We start from the raw sequence: 3841 nt of genomic DNA, 5'->3' as shown, positions 1-3841 counted from the left end.
CCCCCGGGATAGGTATTCCATCAAGAAGGCTTGTAGACCGAAGAAGCGCACAAAGTTGGAGTCGCCGCCCCGGCTCTCGATGTACCAGCTCCCGAAGGTCATACCCTGGGGAAACTGGGCAAAGTGGCTGGCTTTGTAGCTATCGGTATTGAGGATCAGGTTGTGGGGGTTGAGGGGTTTCATGGACGTTCCTTTCGCCAGAAGTTTGAGAACCAGGTGGGACAGCTGCTTGCCGTTAGCCTCCGACTTTTCTACTTCGGCCCTCGAGCCTCGACCTCGCTTACAAATGCCGTTCCACGAACCAGCGAATTTCCTGGTAGTGATCTTCGAAGAAACGGGCCTGGTGCCGGGGCAGTTCACTGAGGGAGAGCCAGAAGGCTCTGGAGGCGTCGTCCTGACCATGAACGGGGGGGGGCGGGGTGTCGTCCAGATCGAAGTAGTGGCCGTGGCTGATGACCCTGCCGCGCAGGCTACGGCCAGGGTAGTCAAAGGCTTTGGTGGCCTTGAGCAGCGGGGGTTGCAGTTGTAAGCCGGTTTCTTCCTGCAGTTCGCGTAGAGCAGACTCCAGCAGGGTCTCCTTCAACTCCACATAACCGCCCGGCAGCGCCCAGGCCCCTTTGCTGAGCGACCCACCCCGCTCGACCAGAAGCACCTGCCCCTGGGCCAGCACCATGGCATCGGTAGCGACGTGCACGATGGGATAGGGGTAGCGCTGATCGAGCCAGCGGAAGTGCTCGAGCGTTTTCCACTCTGCTTGGAGACGGCTGAATTCAGAGGTGGTGGCGAAATGCTCCATGAACCGTCGCACGGCTTCTGGGACCATCGTTTTCCACTCGTTTCCGCCAGCAAAATAGCTATTCCGCACGTCTGTGGCGTTGAGTTTGCTCACCACCCCGCTGGGCTCGAAGGGCCAGTTGCCGAAGCCATGCAGGTAGTAGCTGCTCTGGTCCTTGTCGAAGCCGGTGATGCAGATATCGGCGTCTTTGCCCGCGATCGCTTCGACCGCGGAGCGTACCGAACGAAACCAGCGAGGGTCGTCGTAAAAGTCGTCCGGGATGGGCACGAAGTGGAGTCGAGGGTCTTGCGTTGAGGGTGGAGCGTCGAGAAACGGGTGGGAGGAGAGGCGGCCCGGGTCTTTTTCTCCCCTGTCCCCCCGCCTGCCGGCTCCTCCGCGCAGACTTTCCCGGATCATCGCCTCGAGCTGTTCGGCACTGAAAGGGTTTTTGGGGGTGGGATAGCAGAGGGCGCTGCCAATCACCACAACCAGCTGTTCGAAGCGGGCCAACGCGCGGGTCATGGTCTCGAGGTGGGCCAGGTGGGGGGGTTGAAAACGCCCAATGAATACTGCGGTCTTCATACTTCCCTCCGAAATCGGTATAGCTCGGCTGGCCGGAACCCGGTTCCGCTCTCGAGTTCCCCGGTGGCCTCCAGCAACCCCGAGGCCAGCACCTTGCGCCGGAAGGAGTCTTTGTTGAGCTTTTTCTGCAGTACGGTCTCGTGTACGGCCTGCAATTGGCGCAGCGTAAAGCGCCCAGGCAGCAACTCGAAGCCGATGGGGGTGTACTCGAGTTTGCCCCGGATGCGCTTGATCGCGACCCCCAGAATCTCGGCATGGTCGAAAGCCAGCGAATACTTTTTATGCCTTCCGTCAAAAATTTCCACCCCACCCTCTCCCTGGGGGATGCGCAGCTTGAAAAGTGCCCTTTCATCGGGGATTTCTCGAATGTGACTGGCTTCTACCAGCGCGTAGCTGGCCACGCTGATGGTGCGCATACGGGGATCGCGCTGGGGATTGCCAAACGTGTAGAGCTGCTCCAGGTAGATCGGGTGATGGCGGGTTTCATCTCTTCCCGCACTTCCCACCACTCCTTCCAGCCCGGCTTTTTGTCGCAGAACCCGTGCGGCGGCTTCGTCCAGCGATTCGTGCATTTGTACAAAACCACCCGGCAGGCTCCAGTAGTTGAGGAAAGGGTGCTCCTTGCGCTTGACCAGCAGGGCTTCCAGAAGCCCTTCTCGTAGGGTCAGGATGACCACATCCACCGTTACCGAGAGCCGATCAAACCCTGTAACATCGTGGCCATCCAGGCCGTGCTGTTCTTCGTTGTTGCGCTTGATCATCCCCGGTTCTACCCCAGTATCTTATATGCAAAGAGCATATATGCAAAATAGAGATAAGTCAAGAAGCTACCATTCAACCGGTGGAGGGGTTACCATAAATGCAGAATGCACACAAATTCTGTGACGCTTGATCGTTTTGATTGGGCAGATATGTTGATTTTCGCCAGTTTATGGTAATGTGTTGACTTAAGCGGCCGACCGCGAGGACGTTGACTCTCGAGTAGTTAGATGCAATGAGCAGCTAAGTTGCGGAGGGAAACGATCGGACACCGCTCCCACGGAGGCAATGTGAACCACGAATTTGATGTAATCTCGGCAGCCCGCAACTGGCGGTTCAAGGATGTACGCAAGGTTTCCAGCGACATTGCAGGCGAGGTATTTGCCAGCGATGTGCTGGATATAGATGAACTGCGCGAGCTGGTTTCCAGGCCGGTCTGGAAGTCGCTCCAGGCCACCATGGATAAAGGCACCCCGCTCGACCCCAGTATCGCCGATACGGTCGCGCTGGCCATGAAGAAATGGGCGTTGGAGAAAGGGGCCACCCACTACACCCACTGGTTTCATCCCCTCACTGGCTTTACCGCTGAGAAACACGATAGCTTTTACTCGCCGGTCTCTGAAGGGAAAGTCATTGCCTCTTTCACCGGAAAAGAACTGATCCAGGCCGAACCCGATGCCTCTTCGTTTCCCTCGGGGGGTCTGCGGGCCACTTTCGAGGCGCGGGGATACACTGCCTGGGATCCCACCTCGCCGGCCTTCATCATGTGGCACTCCAACGGTGCGACCCTGTGTATTCCCACGGCCTTTGCCAGTTGGACCGGCGAGGCCCTCGACCTCAAAACCCCCCTGCTGCGCTCCATCGAAGCCCTCGACAGGAGTGTCCAGCGTGCCCTCAAACACTTTGCGGTAGATGCAGAAAAGGTTTTCTCCACTCTGGGAGCTGAACAGGAGTACTTCCTGATTGACGAGGAGTTTTACTACCGACGCCCCGATCTGGTCATGACGGGTCGTACCCTGTTTGGGGCCAGGCCGCCGCGCGGACAGGAACTCGAGGACCACTACTTCGGCTCCATCCCCGACCGGGTATTGTCCTTCATGACCGATGCGGAAAACCAGCTCTATGCGCTCGGGGTTCCGGTCAAGACCCGCCACAATGAGGTAGCCCCGGGTCAGTTCGAAATCGCGCCCATTTTTGAGCCATCGAACATCGCTGCTGACCACCAGCAGCTCATCATGCAGATCCTGCGCAACACCGCCCGCCGCTATGGCCTGGTCGCTCTGCTGCATGAGAAGCCCTTTGCGGGCATCAACGGTTCCGGCAAGCACTGCAACTGGAGTATGGCTACCGATACCGGTATCAACCTGCTCGAGCCCGGCGATACCCCCCACGACAACCTGCAATTCCTGTTCTTCTGCGCCGCGGTGATCAAGGCCGTGGACACGCACCAGGACTTGCTGCGCATCAGCGTATCGGGAGCTTCCAACGATCACCGTCTGGGTGCAAACGAAGCACCTCCGGCGATTATGTCAATTTTCCTGGGAGACCAGCTCACCGATATCTTTGATCGGCTATCCAACGGAAAAGGCGGTTCGGGTAAGAAGGCGGGAACCCTCGAGCTCGGCACCCCGGTTCTGCCCCCACTGCCCAAGCACGCTGGCGACCGCAACCGCACCTCGCCCTTTGCCTTCACCGGCAACAAGTTTGAGTTCCGTGCGGTGGGCA

The 3841-nt window shown here is 58.6% G+C and carries 4 protein-coding genes; 1 reads left to right on the top strand and 3 read right to left on the bottom strand.

Annotated elements, in window-relative coordinates:
- The 3 genes from Q0288_RS07360 to Q0288_RS07350 all read right to left on the bottom strand — a co-directional run.
- Nucleotides 1-183: nicotinamide phosphoribosyltransferase domain-containing protein (locus tag Q0288_RS07360; RefSeq protein WP_299429232.1), on the bottom strand; the 183-nt coding region annotated here is incomplete at its 3' end.
- A 97-nt stretch (nucleotides 184-280) separates the two neighbouring features.
- A complete protein-coding gene (locus tag Q0288_RS07355) occupies nucleotides 281-1357 on the bottom strand; it encodes a bifunctional nicotinamide-nucleotide adenylyltransferase/Nudix hydroxylase (RefSeq protein ID WP_299429230.1) in 1077 nt (358 codons plus the stop codon).
- Entirely contained in the window at nucleotides 1354-2118 is a 765-nt protein-coding gene (locus Q0288_RS07350) for an NUDIX domain-containing protein (RefSeq protein WP_299429228.1), read from the bottom strand. The genes Q0288_RS07355 and Q0288_RS07350 overlap by 4 nt, the downstream gene beginning before the upstream one ends.
- A gap of 288 nt (nucleotides 2119-2406) precedes the next feature.
- Between Q0288_RS07350 and Q0288_RS07345 the strand changes: the two genes are divergently transcribed.
- On the top strand, nucleotides 2407-3841 hold a 1435-nt coding region (locus Q0288_RS07345), incomplete at its 3' end, for a glutamine synthetase III (RefSeq protein WP_299429226.1).

Source organism: uncultured Meiothermus sp. (genome assembly GCF_937863175.1).
GTDB lineage: Bacteria > Deinococcota > Deinococci > Deinococcales > Thermaceae > Meiothermus.
Note: the sequence above shows the minus strand (reverse complement) of the source record. Positions and strands in the feature narration are given on the sequence as shown.

Excerpts from the sequence above, each read along its gene's own strand:
- Q0288_RS07355 (WP_299429230.1), bottom strand. The coding sequence starts at position 1,357 with ATGAAGACCGCAGTATTCATTGGGCGTTTTCAACCCCCCCACCTGGCC.
- Q0288_RS07350 (WP_299429228.1), bottom strand. The coding sequence starts at position 2,118 with ATGATCAAGCGCAACAACGAAGAACAGCACGGCCTGGATGGCCACGAT.